General features: G+C 63.1%; 20 protein-coding genes and 1 pseudogene. 9 read left to right on the forward strand and 12 right to left on the reverse strand.

Annotated elements, in window-relative coordinates:
* Nucleotides 1-7: 7 nt before the first annotated feature.
* The 5 genes from kdpA to A9971_RS22030 form a co-directional block, all read right to left on the reverse strand.
* Nucleotides 8-1,714 (reverse strand): potassium-transporting ATPase subunit KdpA, encoded by a 1,707-nt coding sequence (gene kdpA / locus A9971_RS22010; protein WP_182999995.1) that lies wholly within the window; start codon nt 1,712-1,714, stop codon nt 8-10.
* A 13-nt stretch (nt 1,715-1,727) separates the two neighbouring features.
* Nucleotides 1,728-1,898, reverse strand: coding sequence for a hypothetical protein (locus A9971_RS22015; RefSeq protein ID WP_011062828.1), 171 nt, complete (start codon nt 1,896-1,898; stop codon nt 1,728-1,730).
* Nucleotides 1,882-1,980: a K(+)-transporting ATPase subunit F gene (gene kdpF, locus A9971_RS22020; protein ID WP_019093583.1), complete on the reverse strand. Its 99-nt coding sequence runs from the start codon at nt 1,978-1,980 to the stop codon at nt 1,882-1,884. Before kdpF ends, A9971_RS22015 begins: the two co-directional genes overlap by 17 nt.
* A gap of 257 nt (nt 1,981-2,237) precedes the next feature.
* On the reverse strand, nt 2,238-2,726 hold the full coding sequence (locus A9971_RS22025; protein WP_011062830.1) for a GyrI-like domain-containing protein: 489 nt from the start codon (nt 2,724-2,726) through the stop codon (nt 2,238-2,240).
* A 69-nt stretch (nt 2,727-2,795) separates the two neighbouring features.
* Nucleotides 2,796-3,458, reverse strand: coding sequence for a LysE family translocator (locus tag A9971_RS22030; protein ID WP_011062831.1), 663 nt, complete (start codon nt 3,456-3,458; stop codon nt 2,796-2,798).
* 279 nt (nt 3,459-3,737) lie between these two features.
* Here A9971_RS22030 and alaC point away from each other — a divergent pair, with 279 nt between their 5' ends.
* Nucleotides 3,738-4,949, forward strand: a complete 1,212-nt coding sequence (gene alaC / locus A9971_RS22035; protein WP_011062832.1) for an alanine transaminase — start codon at nt 3,738-3,740, stop codon at nt 4,947-4,949.
* Nucleotides 4,950-5,045: 96 nt separating this feature from the next.
* Here the strand turns inward: alaC and A9971_RS22040 are convergent, their stop codons facing one another.
* Together A9971_RS22040 and A9971_RS22045 are read right to left on the reverse strand one after the other, a co-directional pair.
* Complete coding sequence (locus A9971_RS22040; RefSeq protein WP_011062833.1) at nt 5,046-6,398, reverse strand: GntP family permease; 1,353 nt, start codon at nt 6,396-6,398, stop codon at nt 5,046-5,048.
* A gap of 84 nt (nt 6,399-6,482) precedes the next feature.
* Nucleotides 6,483-7,016: a gluconokinase gene (locus A9971_RS22045; RefSeq protein WP_011062834.1), complete on the reverse strand. Its 534-nt coding sequence runs from the start codon at nt 7,014-7,016 to the stop codon at nt 6,483-6,485.
* Between the two features lie 215 nt (nt 7,017-7,231).
* Between A9971_RS22045 and A9971_RS22050 the strand changes: the two genes are divergently transcribed.
* The gene (locus tag A9971_RS22050; protein WP_011062835.1) at nt 7,232-8,263 is read left to right on the forward strand and encodes a LacI family DNA-binding transcriptional regulator; all 1,032 of its coding nucleotides are present in this window, start codon (nt 7,232-7,234) and stop codon (nt 8,261-8,263) included.
* A gap of 6 nt (nt 8,264-8,269) precedes the next feature.
* Here the strand turns inward: A9971_RS22050 and A9971_RS22055 are convergent, their stop codons facing one another.
* Complete coding sequence (locus tag A9971_RS22055; RefSeq protein ID WP_182999996.1) at nt 8,270-8,890, reverse strand: LysE family transporter; 621 nt, start codon at nt 8,888-8,890, stop codon at nt 8,270-8,272.
* A gap of 66 nt (nt 8,891-8,956) precedes the next feature.
* On the opposite strand from A9971_RS22055, the gene A9971_RS22060 reads away from it, so the two are divergent.
* Nucleotides 8,957-9,886: a LysR family transcriptional regulator gene (locus tag A9971_RS22060; protein ID WP_182999997.1), complete on the forward strand. Its 930-nt coding sequence runs from the start codon at nt 8,957-8,959 to the stop codon at nt 9,884-9,886.
* 4 nt (nt 9,887-9,890) lie between these two features.
* Here the strand turns inward: A9971_RS22060 and A9971_RS22065 are convergent, their stop codons facing one another.
* The gene (locus A9971_RS22065) at nt 9,891-10,805 is read right to left on the reverse strand and encodes a LysR family transcriptional regulator (RefSeq protein WP_011062838.1); all 915 of its coding nucleotides are present in this window, start codon (nt 10,803-10,805) and stop codon (nt 9,891-9,893) included.
* A 123-nt stretch (nt 10,806-10,928) separates the two neighbouring features.
* On the opposite strand from A9971_RS22065, the gene A9971_RS22070 reads away from it, so the two are divergent.
* The 5 genes from A9971_RS22070 (at nt 10,929) to A9971_RS22090 (ending at nt 15,129) form a co-directional block, all read left to right on the forward strand.
* Nucleotides 10,929-11,360, forward strand: a complete 432-nt coding sequence (locus A9971_RS22070; protein ID WP_015636721.1) for a PACE efflux transporter — start codon at nt 10,929-10,931, stop codon at nt 11,358-11,360.
* Nucleotides 11,361-11,450: 90 nt separating this feature from the next.
* Nucleotides 11,451-12,083: a glutathione S-transferase family protein gene (locus A9971_RS22075; RefSeq protein WP_011062840.1), complete on the forward strand. Its 633-nt coding sequence runs from the start codon at nt 11,451-11,453 to the stop codon at nt 12,081-12,083.
* 37 nt (nt 12,084-12,120) lie between these two features.
* A complete protein-coding gene (locus A9971_RS22080; protein WP_015636722.1) occupies nt 12,121-12,864 on the forward strand; it encodes an NAD(P)-dependent oxidoreductase in 744 nt (247 codons plus the stop codon).
* A gap of 179 nt (nt 12,865-13,043) precedes the next feature.
* Complete coding sequence (locus A9971_RS22085) at nt 13,044-14,459, forward strand: MFS transporter (RefSeq protein ID WP_182999998.1); 1,416 nt, start codon at nt 13,044-13,046, stop codon at nt 14,457-14,459.
* 160 nt (nt 14,460-14,619) lie between these two features.
* Nucleotides 14,620-15,129, forward strand: a complete 510-nt coding sequence (locus tag A9971_RS22090; protein ID WP_011062843.1) for a hypothetical protein — start codon at nt 14,620-14,622, stop codon at nt 15,127-15,129.
* Between the two features lie 60 nt (nt 15,130-15,189).
* Here A9971_RS22090 and A9971_RS33275 read toward each other — a convergent pair whose 3' ends face one another.
* The 3 genes and pseudogenes from A9971_RS33275 to A9971_RS22100 form a co-directional block, all read right to left on the reverse strand.
* A complete protein-coding gene (locus tag A9971_RS33275) occupies nt 15,190-15,729 on the reverse strand; it encodes a methyl-accepting chemotaxis protein (RefSeq protein ID WP_259652288.1) in 540 nt (179 codons plus the stop codon).
* 6 nt (nt 15,730-15,735) lie between these two features.
* A pseudogene (locus A9971_RS33280) lies at nt 15,736-16,509 on the reverse strand (PAS domain-containing protein); the annotation flags it as partial.
* 537 nt (nt 16,510-17,046) lie between these two features.
* The gene (locus tag A9971_RS22100; protein WP_041774414.1) at nt 17,047-17,907 is read right to left on the reverse strand and encodes a LysR family transcriptional regulator; all 861 of its coding nucleotides are present in this window, start codon (nt 17,905-17,907) and stop codon (nt 17,047-17,049) included.
* A 98-nt stretch (nt 17,908-18,005) separates the two neighbouring features.
* Between A9971_RS22100 and gstA the strand changes: the two genes are divergently transcribed.
* Entirely contained in the window at nt 18,006-18,608 is a 603-nt protein-coding gene (gstA, locus tag A9971_RS22105) for a glutathione transferase GstA (protein WP_041119583.1), read from the forward strand.
* The last annotated feature ends 54 nt before the right edge of the window (nt 18,609-18,662 follow it).

The following is an 18,662-nucleotide window of genomic DNA, read 5'->3' on the forward strand; positions in this document are numbered from 1 at the left end:
CAACCCCTTACTTGTAGGTCTGGCCGGCGAGCAACTGCAGTTGCTCCACCAGCGGGCCGAGCGCGAGGGCCGGCAGGAAAGTCAGGCCACCGACCACCAGCACCACGAACACCACCAGCAACATGAACAGCGGCGTGGCGGTGGGAATGGTGCCGGCACCGGCCGGGATGTTCTTTTTCGCCGCCAGGGAACCGGCCACGGCCAGCATCGGCAGCATGGTGAAGAAGCGCCCCATGAGCATCGCCAGGCCAATGGTGGTGTTGAAGAACGGTGTATTGGCGTTCAGGCCGGCAAACGCCGAACCGTTGTTGGCGGTGCCCGAGGCGTAGGCGTAGAGCACCTCGCTGAAGCCATGGGGGCCCAGATTGTTGAGACTATTGAGAGTGCCCGGCCACAGTGCCGCCAGGGCGGTGAAACCGAGGATGCAGATCGGGTGCGCGAGCACCGAGAGCATCACCAGCTTGATCTCCCGGGCCTCGATCTTCTTGCCGAGGAACTCAGGGCTGCGACCGATCATCATGCCCACCAGGAACACCGTCAGCAGGGCGTACTGGATCAGGTTGATAAAGCCCACGCCGTCGCCGCCGAACACACAGTTGAGCATCATCTGCGCCAGGGGTACGAAGCCGCCCATGGGGGTCAGCGAGTCGTGCATGGCATTCACCGAACCGGTGGTGGCGCCGGTGGTGGTGGTGACGAACAGCGCGGTGTCGGCAATGCCGAAGCGCAGCTCCTTGCCTTCCATGTTGCCGCCGCTCTGGGTCTCCGACATCTGCTGGTCGGCACCGGCCTGGGTCAGCAGCGGGTTACCGCCCTGCTCCGCGGTGAAGACAATCGCCAGGAAGCCGACGAACATCACCAGGAAAGTGCCGAAGAACACCCAGCCCTGACGCCGACGCAGCAGCATGCTGCCGAAGGCGTAGGTCAGGGCCGAAGGGATCAGCAGCATGCTAAGGATGTGCAGGACGTTGGTCAGCGGCGTCGGGTTCTCGAACGGGTGGGCCGCGTTCATGCTGAAGAAGCCGCCACCGTTGGTGCCGATGTGCTTGATCGACTCGAAACTGGCCACGGCGCCGACGATCAGTTGCTGCTGGGCGCCTTCCAAGGTGGTGGCCAGGGCCTGGGAGTTGAGGGTCTGAGGCATGCCCTGCCAGACATAGACCAGGGCCATGATCAGGCACAAAGGCAGCATCACTCGGTACAGGGTTCGGGTGAAATCCACCCAGTAGTTGCCCAGGTCCGCCGAGCTGGAACGGCTCAGCCCACGAATGAAACCGGCTGCCGCCACCACGCCGGCGGTGGCGCCGACGAACATCAGGAAGGTGATCACTGCCATCTGGCTGAAGTTCGACAGGCTGCTTTCACCTGAGTACGCCTGCCAGTTGGTGTTGGTGATAAAGGACGCCGCGGTGTTGAACGCCAGGTCCGGGGTCTGCGCCGCCAGCCCCAGGGGGTTGAGCGGCGTGCTGCCTTGCAGGCGCAGCAGCAGGTAGCCCAGCAGCATCATCGCCGCATTGGACAGCAGCAGGGCCGAGCCATAGCGGGCCCAGCCCATGGTTTCAGCCGGGTCGATCCCCAGCAGGCGGTAGGTGGCACGCTCCGCCAAGGCGTGGCCACGGCCGCTGAAGACCCGGGCCAGCCATTGGCCCATCAGCGCGGCCAGCCCGGTCATCAGGCCGAGGATCACCGCGTATTCCAGCACAGTACTCAACATGTCGATGCTCCGTTCAAATCTTGCCCATGGCGACGATGACCAGGGCCGTCAACACAAAGAACCCCAGGGTCAGGCCCACGAAGATCAGGTCGAACATGGCTGGTTTCCTTTCTGGTAGATGCCCGGACGGGCGAATGAAAGTGGGTGGCAGTTGCTGCGTGCGGTCATCAGAATTTCTCGGCACGGATCAGCGCATAACCCAGGTAGGCAAACAGCAGCACGGCGCACAAACCACTGGCGCCGTAGATGAATGGCAGTGTCAGCAAGGCAGCTCTCCCCTTAATGCTCAAAGGCGGTGCCGGGAGCGCAAAGCGCAACCCGGGCACGGCCGGTCAGGGCACCCGCGACGGGCGCCGGCAGGGAGTCGGGAACGCCTCGTCCACCGCTCTCCTCTGCGCCACGCAGGTTAGGTGAGGGCGCATCAAGGTCGGGCACTGATTGCCGGGGGCGGCATTAAGACGGCGTAAAGATTGCGGCGGTGCGGGGCGGGAGAATCGGGGACGGGACAGCGCCCCCGAGGGGGTCATTCACTTTTCAGGGGCAGCCAGATTTCCAGTACCCCGGTGCCGGCCTGGGGGTTGAAGTCGGCGCTGTAGCGCTCGAATTCCGGGGCATCGGCGGCCTCTCGACCCGACTGGGGCAGCCAGGTGTTCCAGATGTAGTCGAAGGTCCGGGGCAAGTCCTGCAAGGCGCCGCCATGCTCGAACACCGCATAGTGCTGCGGCTGCACCTCGATCCAGCGATAGCGCTCGGGCAGATCGTCGAGCTTGCTGATCTCGACCCCGGCGATGTACTCGAAGCCGCCCTGGCCGTCGGGGTTGCAGCAGATGCCATAGGTCTTGCGGTCGACCTGCCCCGGCACCTTGCCAATGTGCGGCACAAAGCGCTGCCACAGCAGGCCGATGTCCTGGCGAGTGGCAGGAGTGAATCGTTCGCCGAGGCCGGCGATCAGCAAAAAACGCTCCCTTTCGAAGCGCGGTTCTGGGCCTCTGCCCTGTTCTTGCTCATCCATGAATGCCACTCCTGCCGCAGAAAAGATGGGTTCGGCACGAAGTATAGAAGCCAATAGCCAAGGCCAGGATCAGAGCGCCGGAAGGTCTGCCGCGCCCGTACCAAGGATGAACTCCTGGTAGCCGGATAGAATCACGTACACCGCGAAATAGCAGAAGATCGCCGCAGATGCCAGGTAGGAATAGCGCAACAGCTTGTCCCCCAGCAGCTTGCCGCCCTGGGTCGCGGCCAGGCACAGGCCCAGGGTCCAGACCAGCCCGGCACAGAAAAAGCCGGCCAGGAACAATCCCGAATCGGCAATCCCACCGCCCCCGGATCGGGCAATCAGGGTGCCGCCCACGGCAGCGAACCAGAGGATCGCACTGGGAGACGACATGGCCAGGAAGATCCCGCGAAAAAACTCCCGGCGCGGCGAGCCTTGGTCCGCCTCCCCGGCGGTGGCCAGCACCGCGCTGTGATGGAGGGCGGCGTAGATCATCTTCGCCGCGAAGTACACCAGCAGGGCCGAACCGCCGATCCACAGCACCCAGCGCACGCTTTGGTATTGCAACAGCACGGTCATCCCGGCCAGGGCCAGCAGCGCATAGATCAGGTCACCGACACAGGTCCCCAGGCCCAGGCAGAAGCCCTGGAAATAACCCCGTTGCATGGCCAGGGTAATCATCGCGATATTGGCCACGCCGATGTCCAGGCACAGCGAAAGGCTCAACAAGAAGCCGCTGGTAAACTCCATCATTCATCCCGTTTGCTGCTGTTGTTCGAAGAGGGGCGAGGTGCGAGGAGCCCGGAAAAGCCGGGCCGGCTGAGGCAGCTCACAGCCCCTGCAGGCAAGAAGCGTGCACGTTATAGCGGCAAATCCTGCACCCTCGCAAATCCGCCCGGCGCACCAAAAATAATTTTCCGCGCCTCTGGACAAGCCGGCGGCGGCGCCCGTATCGTCTGCCCCGCAGGCCACCGCAGTGGCCAACGTCGCTCGGACGGTTCCGGGCGCTTACGTCTTTTCGAGGCAACAATGGCCGAACAAGGTTCGCCGCGCCGCTTTGCGCGCATCGATCGTCTTCCCCCCTATGTTTTCAATATCACTGCCGAGCTGAAGATGGCTGCGCGTCGGCGCGGCGAAGACATCATCGACTTGAGCATGGGTAACCCCGACGGCCCTACCCCGCCGCATATCGTCGAGAAACTGGTCACCGTCGCCCAGCGCGAAGACACCCACGGCTACTCCACCTCCAAGGGCATTCCGCGGCTGCGCCGGGCGATTTCCCGCTGGTACAAGGACCGCTACGAGGTCGATATCGACCCGGAAAGCGAAGCCATCGTCACCATCGGATCCAAGGAAGGCCTGGCGCACCTGATGCTGGCCACCCTGGACCAGGGCGACACGGTGCTGGTGCCCAACCCCAGCTACCCGATCCACATCTACGGCGCGGTCATCGCCGGCGCCCAGGTGCGCTCGGTGCCGCTGGTGCCCGGGGTGGATTTCTTCGCCGAGCTGGAGCGGGCCATCCGCGGTTCGATCCCCAAGCCGAAGATGATGATCCTCGGCTTCCCGTCCAACCCCACCGCCCAGTGCGTGGAGCTGGACTTCTTCGAACGGGTGATCGCCCTGGCCAAGCAGTACGACGTGCTGGTGATCCATGACCTGGCCTACGCCGACATCGTCTACGACGGCTGGAAAGCCCCGTCGATCATGCAGGTGCCGGGCGCCAAGGACATCGCGGTGGAGTTCTTCACCCTGTCCAAGAGCTACAACATGGCCGGCTGGCGCATCGGCTTCATGGTGGGCAACCCGGAACTGGTCAGCGCTCTGGCGCGGATCAAGAGCTACCACGACTACGGCACCTTCACCCCGTTGCAGGTGGCGGCGATTGCCGCCCTGGAAGGCGACCAGCAATGCGTGCGCGACATTGCCGAACAGTACCGGCAGCGGCGCAACGTGCTGGTCAAGGGCCTGCATGAGCTGGGCTGGATGGTGGAGAATCCCAAGGCCTCAATGTATGTCTGGGCCAAGATTCCCGAGGCCTACGCGCACCTGGGCTCCCTGGAGTTCGCCAAGAAGCTGCTGGCCGAGGCCAAGGTCTGTGTCTCGCCGGGGGTGGGTTTTGGTGAGTACGGCGACGATCACGTGCGCTTCGCCCTGATCGAAAACCAGGACCGGATTCGCCAGGCAGTGCGCGGCATCCGCGGCATGTTCCGCGCTGACGGGCTGGCACCGAAAAGCTGAGATGGCTTGAGCCACAAAAAAACCGCAGCGATGCGGTTTTTTTGTGGCCGTGCTATCGGTGTTTCGCGGGCAAGCCCGCTCCTACGGGTGAAGCTCTTAAACCACCAACGACAGCAGCAGGATAAAGATCAGGCCCACCACCGAAAGGATGGTTTCCATCGCCGTCCAGGTCTTGAACGTCTCGGCCACGGTCATGTTGAAGTACTGCTTGACCAGCCAGAACCCGGCGTCGTTGACGTGGGACAGGATCAGCGAGCCGGCGCCGGTGGCCAGCACCAGCAGCTCGCGGTTGACCCCGGGGATCATCCCCACCACCGGCACCACGATGCCGGCACCGGTGATGGTGGCCACGGTGGCCGAACCGGTGGCGATACGGATCACCGCCGCCACCAGCCACGCCAGGAGGATCGGCGAGATCTGCGCATTGACCGCCATATGGCCGATCACGTCACCCACGCCGCTGGTCACCAGCATCTGCTTGAAGCCGCCACCGGCACCGATGATCAGGATGATCGCCGCGGTCGGCGCCAGGCTGGCATCCAACAGTTTGAGAATCTGCTTGGAACCGATGCCCTGCTTGTAGCCGAAGGTGTACAGCGACAGCAGCAGCGCCAGCAGCAAGGCGGTGATCGGGTGGCCGATCATGTCCATCCAAATGCGGAAGAAGTGTCCGTCCGGCAGCGCCACGTCGGCGAAGGTCTTGAGCAGCATCAGGAACACCGGCAGCAGCACGGTCACCAGGGTCACGCTGAAGCTGGGCAACTGGGCGGCCTGGGGCTCGCGGGCCAGTTGGTCCACCAGTTCCTGGGACGGATTGCCGGGAATGTACTTGGCAATGAAAGTGCCGTAGATCGGCCCGGCGATGATCGCCGTGGGCAGCGCCACGATCAGCCCATACAGGATGGTCTTGCCGATGTCGGCGCCGAACACGCCGATGGCCAGCAGCGGCCCCGGGTGCGGCGGCACCAGACCGTGCACCGCCGACAGGCCGGCCAGCAGCGGAATGCCGATCTTGATCAGCGACACCCCGGTACGCCGGGCAACGATGAACACCAGCGGAATCAGCAGCACGAAGCCGATCTCGAAGAACAGCGGGATGCCCACCAGGAAGGCGGCGAACATCATCGCCCACTGCACCCGCTCCTTGCCGAACGAGCGGATCAGGGTCTGGGCGATCTGATCGGCGCCACCGGACTCGGCCATCATCTTGCCGAGCATCGTACCCAGGGCCAGGATGATGCCGACAAAACCGAGCACGCCACCAAAGCCGTCCTGGAACGCCTTGATGATCTTGTCCACCGGCATGCCCGACGTCAGGCCGAGGAAACCCGCGGCGATGATCAGAGCGATGAAGGGGTGCAGCTTGAATCGGGTGATCAACACGATCAGCCCGATGATAGTGACCACTGCATCAACCAGCAGATAGGTCTCTTGGGACATGCCAAACATGGGATTGCCTCCGGTTTGTTGTTTTTATTAAAGCGTTAAAAACAAGGGCCGAGTGGGATAGCGCTACCTTTTTCGAGCCAGCACTTAATGTGAAGGTTCCAGGCCATGCTCCAGCCACCATTGGTTGGCCAGTTCGGCCAGGCGCTGGACGCTCAGGGTGCTGGCATCCAGGGCCAGGGTGAGCGGCTCCCCCACCGGGGATTCGAGAGTGGCGAACTGACTGTCGATCAGGGTCGAAGGCATGAAATGCCCTGGCCGGTGCGCCACACGGTCGGCGGCGACTGCCGGAGTCAGTTCGAGAAAGACAAAGCCCAGGCCGGGCGTGGCGGCGCGCAGGCGCTCGCGGTACTTGCGCTTGAGCGCCGAGCAGGTCAGTACCGGGTGCTGGCCGGCGGCCAGGGCACGACGCAGTTCATCGCACAGGCTGTCGAGCCAGCCGGCACGGTCTTCGTCGTCGAGGGGAATGCCGGCACTCATCTTGGCGATGTTCGCCGCCGGGTGGAAGGTATCGCCTTCAATGGCCATGGCGCCGCTGCGCTGGCACAGGGCCTGACTGACACTGGACTTGCCGCAGCCGGCAACACCCATGATGACCAGGGCGGTGATGGGTTGACTCATGAAACACCTCAGCGCGCAGACAGCGCTACCTTCGCAAATAAAAAATCTAGTACAAAAACAGTGTCTGCCGACGCCTTCTTGTCATTTTTGTGGGTTGCCGCGTATATAGTCCGCCAAACCAAAGAGCGAGGGTCAGGCACACCTCGCTCACGCATTGCAGCTGTTTCAGGACAGCGCTACCTTAGAGACTTGAATTTTGTTTGGCAAGCCGTCTGATGACCACTCATAAAAACGATAAAAACACCCGTACCACGGGCCGTCCCACCCTCAATGAAGTCGCCCGCCTGGCCGGAGTCAGCCCGATTACCGCCTCCCGGGCCCTGCGCGGCGTCAGCAGCGTGGCCACCGAACTGGTGGAAAAGGTGCAGAAGGCCGCGCAGGAACTGAACTACGTGGTCAACTCCGCCGCCCGCGCCCTGGCTTCGGCGCAGAGCCAGTCGGTGGTGGTGCTGGTGCCGTCGCTGTCCAACCTGCTGTTCATCGAAACCCTGGAAGCCATCCACCAGGTACTGCGCCCCAAAGGCTTCGAAGTGCTGATCGGCAACTGCCACTATTCTCGGGACGAAGAAGAAAACCTGCTGCGCAACTACATGACCTACCAGCCCCGGGGGCTGCTGCTGACCGGTTTCGACCGCACCGAAAGCGCCCGACGGATGATCGAGGCGAACAACATTCCCTGCGTCTACATGATGGACCTGGACTCCGGCGCCGGGCTCAACTGCGTGGGCTTCTCGCAATTGAACGCCGGCGAAACGGCGGCCCAGCACCTGATTTCCCGCGGGCGCAAGCACCTGGCCTACGTCGGTGCGCAACTGGACCAGCGCACCCTGCTGCGCGGCGAAGGTTTCCGCCGTGCCCTGCAGCAGGCCGGGCTGTACAACCCCGACCTGGAACTGTTGACCCCACGGCCCTCGTCCGTCGGCCTGGGGGCCGAGCTGTTCCTGCAGCTGATGCAGAGCCAGCCCCAGGTGGACGCGATCTTCTTCGGCAACGACGACCTGGCCCAGGGCGCGCTGCTGGAAGCCATGCGCTGCGGGATCAAGGTGCCCGAGCAGGTGGCGGTGCTGGGCTTCAACGACCTGCCCTCCTCCGAACACATGGTGCCGCGCCTGAGCAGCATCAGCACTCCGCGCGAAGCCATTGGCCGCCGCGCCGCCGAACAGATGCTGACCCTGCTGGCCGGCAACAGCGTGGCCGAGCCGGTGGTGGACATGGGCTTTGAACTGCGGGTTCGGGAAAGCACCTGAAACGCCTCAGGGCCTGACGCTCAGGACACTGAGCAACAGGCCGAAGCCCACCAGCACCGCGCCGAACAACTGATCGATCCGGCGTTTGTAGGCCAGTAGCCGGCCGGCAATCGCCGGTGCCGAGAAAAACAGCGCCACCAGCACGAACCACAGCACGTGGGCCAGGACGATGATCGCGCCGTAGCCGATCTGCACCGGCAAGGCCGTGCCCGGCTGAATCACCTGCATGAACAGACTGAGAACGAAAATCATCGTCTTGGGGTTCAGGGCATTGGTCAGAAAGCCACTGCGCAAGGCGCCCCAGGTCGACATCCGAGCCCCCTCTGCCGGTTCTTCCCCCGGACGTTGCTCAGGGCTGCGCAACAGCTTGATTCCCAGGTAGATCAGGTACAGTGCACCCGCGATCTTCAAGCCGGTAAACCACAGCAGCGACTGCTGCAACAGCACCCCCACCCCCAGCAAGCTGTAGCCGATATGCACCATGACCCCGAGCCCGATGCCTAGGGCCGTGAACACGCCGTGGCGGCGCGAAAGCAGCAGGCTGTTGCGGGCTACCAGGGCAAAGTCGGCCCCGGGGCTGAGTACAGCAAGAATGGTAATGGTGATTACGAGTAACAGTTCGGTCACGTTGAATACGCCTAGGCTATAGAATCAGGCGCTACTGTATTGGGACCATGACCCAGGCCGATAACGATGAAAACTGACATTCCTGGTGATAAAAACTCACAACTCTCGCGACGGCGCCTGCCCCCGCTGAGCGCCTTGCGCTGCTTCGAAGCCGCTGCACGCCTGGAAAGCTTCACCCAGGCCGGCGCCACCCTGCACCTGACCCACGGCGCCATCAGCCGTGCGGTGCGCGCCCTGGAAGAGGACCTCGGCACCCCTCTCTTTGAGCGCCGCAGCCAGCGGGTCTTTCTCACCGCCGCCGGAGCCGAACTGCTGCACAGCGTGACCCAGGCCCTGGACCTGATCGAGAGCACCGCCAGCCGCCTGCGAGCCCCGGCTCCCGCAGCACCGCTGGTGCTGTCCTGCGAGCCGACCCTGCTGATGCGCTGGCTGATTCCGCGCATGCCGGGGTTCTATGCCGAGTACCCGCAAGTGCCGATCCAACTGCTGGCCGGCGGCGGGCCCTTCTCGTTCGGTGCCGGTATCGACCTGGCGATCCGCCGCAACGACTTTGCCTGGAGCCGCGACACCCAGGCCCACTGGCTATTCGACGAAGCCATAGGCCCGGTATGCCGCCCCGAGCGCCAGGCCGACTGGACCCCGGCAACGGCCGGGCTGGCGCAACTGGCGGCGCAGGCACCGCGCCTGCACAGCGCCACCCGGCCGCACGCCTGGCAACAGTGGCTGCAATTGCAGCAACAACCGGTTGCCCCGACGCCAGCGGAGCAGGTCTTCGAGCACTTCTACTTCAGCCTGCAAGCGGCCGTGGCCGGGCTGGGTCTGGCCATTGCCCCCTGGCAACTGGTGCGTGACGACCTGGAGGGCGGGCTGCTGTGTGCGCCCTTCGGCTTTGTCGCCGATGGCAGCGCTTATTACCTGCTTTCCCCCCAGGCCATAGACCCGGATTCGGCCAGCGGAAAACTGCTGCACTGGTTGCGCCGGCAAGCCCTGGCGTAGGCACTCAGGCAGGCGGGGCCACGGCCCCCAGCGCCGGGTCCTCGCCGCTGAGCAATTGCACCAGGGCCAGGGCCCCCTTCTGCAAAGGCTGGTTCTTCAACCACACCGCGTGCACCGGCAACACCAGGCCGTTGTCGATGTTCTTGAAATGCAACCGTTGCAAGCGCCCCGCCGCCAGCAACGGCTGGATCACCGACAGCGGGAAATTGCCCCAGCCGATCCCCGCCTCCACCATGTGCAGGGCCATCGCCAGGCTGTCGGTGCGCCACAGCGACTCGCCCACCAGGGGCCGGGTATCACTCAGGGGCAGGTCGCGGCTGGCCACCACCACCTGACGGACCTTGATCAGCTCTTCCAGATACAGCGAACCGTCACTGGCCTGGAACACAGGGTGCCCGGCGCAAATGCAGGCAATCATCCGCTCGCAGCCCAGGTACTGGAAATACTCCAGGGCATTCACGCTCAACCCGGCAAAGGCCACGCCGACGCTGACCCGGCCACTGTGCAAAAGGTGCAGCACGTCATCCTGGGGAGCACTGAGCAGCTCGACTTCCAGCAGCGGATAACGCTCGGCAATCAGCTTGATGGCGGCCAGTACCCGTTGCTTGTCGATGTCATCCACCACCGCGATCGACAGCTTGCTCTCCAGGCCCAGGGACAGCTCGACGGCATGCACCTGCAATTGCTTGAGCTGGTCGGCAATCAGCCGCGCATGGGGCGCCAGGGACAAGGCCAGCGGCGTGGGCAGCGGCTCGCGGTGGCTGCGATCGAACAGCGCATACCCCAACTCCGCCTCGAGGTTGGCGATGCCCATGCTCACGGCCGAAGGCACCTTGCCCAACGAACGCGCCGCCGCAGAAAAGGAGCCGCGATCGAGCACGGCGAGAAACAACTGGATGCTGTCGCTGGAGAAGTTCATGAGAAACAACCTATCAGGAAAACTGAAAGCTTCCGACTTTTTCTGTCACCTTGATTGAAGCTATCTTCCGCGCCCTGCGCCACCCTCAGGCTGGCCATTCCCATTCAAAATCGAGGAACCCGCATGCAAGGCGTGAAACGCAAACTGGTCTATGTCTCTTTATTCGAAGTGTTCGGCATGACCTTCTCGGCCCTGGGCCTGGCCCTGCTGTCCGGCACCTCGCCCAGCAGCACCGGGCCGCTGGCGGTGGTCATCACCAGCATCGCGGTGACCTGGAACTTCATCTACACCACCCTGTTCGAGCGCTGGGAAAGCCGCCAGCCATCGCGCACCCGTACAGTCAAGCGGCGCATTGCCCATGCCGTGGGTTTCCAGTTGACCCTGATCGTGTTCCTGATCCCGCTGATCGCCTGGTGGATGGCGATCAGCCTGGTGCAGGCCTTTCTCCTGGACCTGGCGCTGATCCTGTTCATCCCCTGCTACACCTTTGCCTTCAACTGGCTGTTCGACCGGGTTTTCGGCTTGCCGGCCTCGGCCCTCCCCGATCCGGCCTGAGATACCCGTATCGGCAAATTGATCGTCGCCGAGACGACGCCACGCTGTTAGATTCCCATGGCCATCCAGTACCACGAACAAGGAAGCGTCATGGGAACCCGCTGCAGAATTCTCGGTAAAGCCTCGTCCATCAATGTCAGGAAAGTCTTGTGGACCTGTGAGGAGCTTGGACTTTCCTACCAGCAGGAAGACTGGGGTAGTGGCTTTCAGTCCACCCATACCCCCGAGTTTCTCGCCCTCAACCCCAATGCCCAGGTACCGGTGCTGATCGACGACGCCGGGGTCCTGTGGGAATCCAACAGCATCTGCCGCTACCTGGCCAACCTGCACCCCGGCAGCGGCCTGCTGCCCACGGCCCCGCGCGCCCGGGCCCTGGTTGAACAGTGGATGGACTGGCAGGCCACCGAGCTGAACCCGTCCTGGAGCTATGCCTTCATGGGCCTGGTGCGCCAGCATGCGGATTACCAGGACAGCCAGCGCATCGGCGCCAGCCTGCTGGCCTGGAATGCCAAGATGCAAATCCTCGAACGCCAGCTCGAGCGCTCGGGCGCCTATGTTCTGGGCGAGGATTTCAGCCTTGCGGATATCGTTCTTGGCCTCTCGGTGAATCGCTGGAAGATGACCCCCATGGAGCACCCGGCCTACCCCGCCGTGGCCGCCTACTACGAACGCCTCAGCCTGCACCCGGGCTTCATGCTGCACGGGCGCAATGGCATCGCCTGAGCTGGCCATCCCTCCTCTGGCCCATCGGAGATTCGAAATGAACGGACTTAACGTACTACTGACCGGCGCTTGCGGCAGGATCGGCAAGGTGTTTTTTCAGGGCTCCCAAGAGCGCCACCGCTTCACCCTCACCGACCGGGTGGAGCCGGACTTCGAAATCCCCGCGCCACACCGCTTCGTGCGCCTGGACCTCGACGACCCGCAAGCCATCGGCCGCCTGCTCCCGGGGATCGACGTCATCGTGCACCTGGCCGGCATTCCCCATGCCAGCGCCAGCTTCGACGAGTTGCTGCCGAACAACATCCTCGCCACCACCTACCTGTTCGAGGCCGCGGTACAGGCCGGTTGCCGGCGCCTGGTATTTGCCAGCAGCGCCCAGACCATCGAGGGCTACCCGGTGGACCGGCAGATCACCCCGGGCATGCCGGTGATGCCAGCCAACCTGTATGGCGTGAGCAAGTGCTACGGCGAGGCGCTATGCGCCTTCTATGCCGCCAAGCGCGGGCTGTCCTGCATTGCCCTGCGCATTGGTGCGTTCGAAGACCCGAAACACCACGAACTGACCACCACCCGCGACCTGAGCGCCTGGCTCAGCCCACGGGATGCAGTGCAGCTGCTGCAACGGGCAGTGGAAACCCCGGGGGTGCAACTGCTGATCGGCCACGGCATTTCCAACAATCGCTTCAAGCGCCTGGACCTCAGCGAAACCACCCGGGTGCTGGGCTACGAACCGGTGGACGATGCCTTCCAGGAAGATTTCGGCATTCCCATCACCTACTGAGCCACCACCGGGCACCCGCCGTCACGCGCGGGTGCCCAGCATTGCGCTATAAATCCGGCAGATGTAACGAAATACGACAATAAATCAGCGCATCCTCCGGTTTACGCACGTGGATTCACAATCCTTGGTTTCCGTTAGCAGGCTAAGATTTCCGCTCTGTGTCCTGTGGAATTCCCTGCATGCCCGCCTCTGCCCCGCTCACCAGCGACCTTGACCCTCAACGCGCCGCCGGCATCAGCGCGCGCATCGACCGCCTGCCTGCCGTGGCCACGATCTGGCGCCTGGTGGCGCTGCTGTCCATTGGCGGTTTTTTCGAGCTGTACGACCTGTTCCAGACCGCCTACATCAGCCCGGGGCTGATCCGCGACGGGATCTTCGCCAACGGCAACCAGGGGGTGTTCGGTTTTTCCGACCAGGCGGCCTTCGCCTCGGCGACCTTTCTCGGCCTGTTCCTCGGCGCCAGCCTGCTGAGCCCGATAGCCGACCGCTTCGGACGCCGGGCGATCTTCACCTTCGCCCTGATCTGGTACACCCTGACCACGGTGCTGATGGGGCTGCAGAGCACGGCGCTGGGGATCATCTGCATGCGATTCCTGGTGGGCATCGGCCTGGGCATCGAACTGGTGACCATCGACGCCTACCTCAGCGAACTGGTGCCCAAGCGCATGCGCAGCTCGGCCTTCGCCTTTGCCTTTTTCGTGCAGTTCCTGTCGGTGCCGGCAGTGGCGCTGATGTCCTGGTGGCTGGTGCCCCAGGCGCCCTGGGGGATCTCCGGCTGGCGCTGGGTGGTGCTGGCCAGCGCGGTGTTCGCCCTGTTCATCTGGTGGTTGCGCTCACGCTTGCCGGAGTCGCCACGCTGGCTCGCCCAGCACGGGCGCTTCGACGAAGCCGACCGGATCCTGCAAGGCCTCGAGACCCGCTGCGCCCGGGACTACGCCAAGCCGCTGGATGAGCCCGAACCCCAGGCCGTGGATATCCAGGGCCGTGGGCGCTTCGCCGATATCTGGCAACCGCCCTACCGCCGCCGGGCCCTGATGCTGATCGTGTTTCACGTGTTCCAGGCCATCGGCTTCTTCGGTTTCGGCAACTGGCTGCCGGCGCTGCTGTCGGGCCAGGGCGTGAGCGTCACCCACAGCCTGCTGTACGCCTTCATCATCACCCTGGCCTATCCCCTGGGGCCGCTGCTGTTCGTGCGTTTCGCCAACCGCTTCGAGAACAAGTGGCAGATCGTCGGCTCGGCCCTGGGCGCCATGACCTTCGGCACCTTGTTCGCCCTGCAGAGCAGCGCCCTGGGGCTGATTGTCTGCGGGGTGATGATCACCTTCTGCAATGCCTGGCTGAGCTTCAGCTACCACTCCTACCAGAGCGAATTGTTCCCCACCAACATTCGCGCCCGGGCGGTGGGCTTCTGTTACTCGTTCAGCCGTTTGTCGACGGTGTTCAGCAGTTTGCTGGTGGGCTTTTTCCTCGAGCATTTCGGCACGCCCGGGGTCCTGGCCTTTATCGTCAGCAGCATGCTGATCGTGATCCTGACCATCGGCCGCTTCGGGCCGCGCACCCGCAACCTGGCCCTGGAAGACATTGCCCACGCCTGAAGACGGCGCCGGCAGCGGTTGCCTGAAAGCGGCAAGACTTGTCCGCTTGCTGGCAGCCACGACCGGCGTCTTGAGCCAAGCCCTTGATATACAAGGGCGTATCAATCGGCATGGAACTTGCTAAAACCTCAGCCTAGTTCTCTTACACAGGTTCCCGATCATGTTGGTCAACGCCCAGAAATCCGTTTCGGTGCAGCCCACCTCGCGCACCGATATGGACCCGACTACCGCAGCCGCCAGCGCGCTGTACAGCGGCATGCTGCAACAGGCCCAGAACTCCGTGACCTATCCGGCGTCCCAGTCCTCCAGCCAGCAGGCCAACAGCGTGGACGACAACGTCAACGCCGCCTTCGCCAAGACCCGCGTGCTGCTCCAGGCCACGCCACCGACCGCCAGCGCCGCGCAGGCTACCAGCGCGACGGAAACCGGCGCGCTGAGCGAGTTCAAGGACTACATGAGCAAGACCCCGGAACAGCGCCTGCGCGACAGCATCCTCAAGGACATGGGGCTGACCGAGGAAGACCTGAAGAACCTGCCGCCAGAGCGCCAGCTGGCGATCAACCAGGAAATTGCCCAGCGCCTGCAGGACAAGATGCAACTGGCCAAGGAAGAGAAAGACGCCAAGGACAGCGCCAAACCGGTGGACGAGAAGTTCCTCGCCGCGCTGTAACCCCGCTGGACGCGCAAGGGTTCCCCATGGGAACCCTTTTTTGTGCCCGGCGAAAACCGGCTACTGCAAGTGCAGGGTCGAGTTGAACTGGCTGATGGCATCCACCACGTGCCGCGAGCCCTGCTGGATCTCCAGGATCACCTCCCCCGCCTCATTCGCCAGTTCGACCCCGAGCCCGGTGCGGCTCAGGCTCGACTGCATGCTGGTCACCGCGCTCGTCGACAGGTCGTGGTTCTTGCGCACCACCTCGACGATTTCCACCGTCGCCTGGCTGGTGCGCGCCGCCAGGCTGCGCACCTCGTCCGCGACCACGGCGAAACCGCGCCCGTGCTCACCGGCACGGGCGGCCTCGATGGCCGCGTTGAGGGCCAGCAGGTTGGTCTGGTCGGCGATCCCGCGGATGGTCTGGACGATGCTGCCGATGATGTCCGACTGCTTGCTCACCGCATCGATGCTGTGGGCCGCTTCATTGAGGTCATGGGAAATCTGCTGAATGATTTCCACGGTCTGCTGCACCACCTCCGAGCCCTTCTGCGCACAGGCGTCGTTCTGCACCGAGGTGCTGTGGGCGGACTCGGCGGCGGAGCGCAAGGTGGTCATCTGATCGGTGATGTCGCTGGCGATCTTCACCACCTTGTACAGGCGGCCCTTGGTATCGAACAGCGGGTTGTAGGAGGCTTCGAGAAACACCGTCTGCCCATACTTGTTTTCCCGCTCGAAACGATGGGAGTGAAACTCGCCACGGTTCAACGAAGCCCAGAATTGCTTGTACTCCGGGGATTCAGCCTCGCAACGGTGGCAGAACATGCTGTGATGCTGGCCAACGATTTCATTCAGGGTGTACTGCATGGTTTTCAGGAAGTTGTCGTTGGCGGTGATGATCCTGCCGTCCGGGCTGAACTCGATGATGGCCATGGAACGGCCGATAGCGTTCAGCAGGCTCTGGTTCTCATGTTCGACATGGATGCGTTCGGAGATGTCCGACGCCACCTTGATCACACTGCGCACCTGACGATCGGCATCGAACACCGGCATATAGCTGGCTTCAAGCCAGATCTCCCGGCCACGCTTGTCCAGGCGCAGAAAAGTCCCGCTGACCGGTTCGCCACGCCCCAGGTCGCGCCACAGCTTGCTGTACTCCTCGCTGCGATAGAACTCTTCCTCACAGAAGATCCGGTGATGCTTGCCACGTATGTCTTCTGCGGAGTAGCCCATGACCTGGCAGAAGTTTTCATTGGCATCCAGCACGATGCCATCGGGCGAGAACTCGATCATCGCCATGGAACGACTGATCGCCGCCAACTTGGCGTTGGCCTCGCTCAGCGCACAGTTGAATCGTTCGATTTCCAGCAGGTCAGCCTTGTGATGTAGGTTAAACATGGTTGTATCACCTTCAACGCTGTCTTTTGATTGACGGAAGTTTCTAGTCTTTCAACTGATCCACCACAACGATCTATAAAACAGGGCAAGCGCCTCCCTCCATATGAGAGAGGAAGTGTCAGGTGATAAATGATGTTTAATCGGAGAGTCCATGTTGCAACGCTCTTATCAAGCCATCCTTTACTTGATGCCCCATTTCCGGGCCTGACCTAACAAAGTTAAGAAACTCCATCTAAATCGACACTCCTGATACTGCGGTGCCTCTAACTGCGCACTCTCGCCTTTATTCATGGATTCAATACTGCGCCCTGGATGAAGGTCGCACGCATACCGGTTACAACGGCGCAGGCCGCGCGGGACGGATACTCATAGGCCAACAGATACGAATTTTCACAATTGAGCATAGACAGCCGCAGTCTCTATGCAAGGCCACTAGTCAGTCTGTTTTCACAACTTTCGAGGTATTGAAGTGCATTCGCGACAAGTAACAAACAAGACATAAACAGAGCCTGTGGCAAAGCCCGGGAAGCTCCCGCACTAAAACTCTTCGAGGGTCGACAGAAACGCCTGGACCAGAACACTCGACTCCCGCCCCGGCGCCGCTACCAGGGCGAACTCCCGCTCCACTCCTGTGCTCAGTTCCAGCACCCGCAACCCTTCGCGCTGCACCGGTAACGTACTCTGTGGCACCAGAGTCACTCCCAGCCGCTCGCGCACCAGGCTGAAGGCACTGTTCCATTCCCGCACCTCCACCCGGACGTCGGCCAGGGGGATCCCGGCCTCGGCGGCCAGGCTGCGGGCATTCACCGAACAGCCCCCGGTGGCCAGGACAAAGGGCTGCGCCAGCAAGGTTTCAAGGTCGATGGTCGAGGCCTGCCAGGGGTGATCTTCAGGTAGCACCGCGACCCACGAATCACGCCCCAGCAACCAAGATCGGCGCTCGGGAGCCGGGTTGAGCACGACCCCAAGGTCCACCAGTTGCGCCTCTAGCAGCGTTTCGACCTCATCATCACTGACCTCCAGCTGCACCACCTCGATGCCCGGATACAGCTGCTTGAAACGCCGCAGCAACGGCGGCAGGAAAGTCGCCAGGACCATGGGAAAGCCCGCCAGTCGCACACTGCCTTGAGGAATGCCCCGCGCCGCGTCCACCTGCCGGCGGACCTCGGCCAGGGCCTCGAGCATCACCCGCGCCTGGGCCAGCACCTGCAAACCGATCGCCGTGGGCAGCGCCTGGCGGCTCTCGCGGACAAACAGCTGCACCCCGAGCATGTCCTCCATCTGGGCCAGGGCCTGGCTGGCCCCGGACTGGGTCATGCCCACCTGCTCGGCGGCCCGGGTGATGGTGGCGCACTCGGCAATCGCCACCAGCAGGCGCCAGTGCATCAGGTTCATCATGGCAGTAGCTGTCCTTATGGCAGTGTTCTAAAAGATTAATTTTACCCATGTTGCCGCCTTGCACGACACTGGCTCGCACGTTCACCAGAGACCTGCCGATGAAACTCTACTACGCCCCACAAGCCTGCTCCCTGGCCTCCCATATCGTGCTGCGCGAGCTGCAATTGCCGTTCGAGGCCATCCGCGTCGACAACCGCAGCAAGCGCACCGCCGACGGCCGGGACTTCCTCGCCATCAACCCCAAGGGCTACGTAGCCGCGCTGCAACTGGACAATGGCCAGGTCCTGACTGAAGGCCCGGCCATCCTGCAATACCTCGCCGACCTCAAGCCCGAGTCCGGCCTGGCCGCGGCCAATGGCAGCTGGGAGCGGGTGCGCCTGCAGGAAACCCTGAACTTCATCACCAGCGAAGTGCACGGGATCATGGGCTGGCTGTTCAATCCGGGGTTCGATGATGGGGTGAAAGAGGTGTTCAAGCAGAAGTTGTTCAAGCGCCTGGCCTTGCTCGAGCAGACGCTGGAACACCAGGACTACCTGCAAGGCGCGCAGTTCGGGATCGCCGATGCCTACCTGTTCACCGTCCTGCGCTGGACGGCATTGTTCGCCATCGACCTGGCGAACTGGCCGGCGCTGTCGCGGTTCCAGGCTCGGGTCGAACAGCGACCGGCGGTACGCGATGCCCTGGCGCTGGAACTGGCCTGAGGGGAGAGAGCACGAAGCCCGCGGGGCGGGCTTCGTCAAAGTGATCAGTGGCCG

Origin of the sequence: Pseudomonas sp. UME65 (genome assembly GCF_014170225.1) — a bacterium.
Lineage (GTDB): Bacteria > Pseudomonadota > Gammaproteobacteria > Pseudomonadales > Pseudomonadaceae > Aquipseudomonas > Aquipseudomonas protegens.